The organism is Fulvivirga aurantia (assembly GCF_009711475.1).
Classification (GTDB): Bacteria; Bacteroidota; Bacteroidia; order Cytophagales; family Cyclobacteriaceae; genus Fulvivirga; species Fulvivirga aurantia.
In genome coordinates, this window is the sequence record NZ_SMMD01000116.1 from 1 (window position 1) to 569 (window position 569).

At 36.7% G+C, this 569-nt stretch carries 1 protein-coding gene; it reads right to left on the minus strand.

The window, feature by feature from the left end; all coding sequences use genetic code 11:
• The coding region (locus tag E1176_RS00270; protein ID WP_185152466.1) for a PD40 domain-containing protein at positions 1-559 on the minus strand (559 nt) is incomplete at its 3' end.
• Positions 560-569 lie beyond the last annotated feature (10 nt).

The window sequence follows — 569 nt, forward strand, 5'->3', positions numbered from 1 at the left end:
CTCCTTCATCACTGGGTCTGTTTGAGCGAAAATATAAACTCCCATCCGCAGTAACTACAGGGTAGGTTTCCAGATATTCCGTAGATATTGAAAAATTAACTTTAGAGGCCAATTGCCATTTGCCTTCCACTTTTTTGCTCATATAAATATCTGGTGGTATGGTGTAGAGCTCTTCTCGTGAAACATCATTTTTGTAAAGCTTTGGGTCTACACCGAGAAAATACATGGTCTTGCCATCTTGGGTGATTGTAGGGTCACAAGCGACTGAAACCAAGACACTGTCGTCATACAATTTAATAGGTTCAATGTCAGACCACTTACCATTAATCAGTTCAGAATGATGGATAACAAAACTATTATCAACGATTCTTGAAAAGAACATTTCTGTATTGTCGTAATTGAATACTACATTGAGTTCTATACTGTCTGTATTCACAAGTGATGGTGCGAATAGAATAGGAGTAGTAGAAGGAGGTTTCTGGTCGAAATAGGTAAGAGAATTGTTTTTACAACTACAAAGTGCAGCTGCAATTGAGAAAATCGCTAAAAACTTATTCATTAATGTTAAA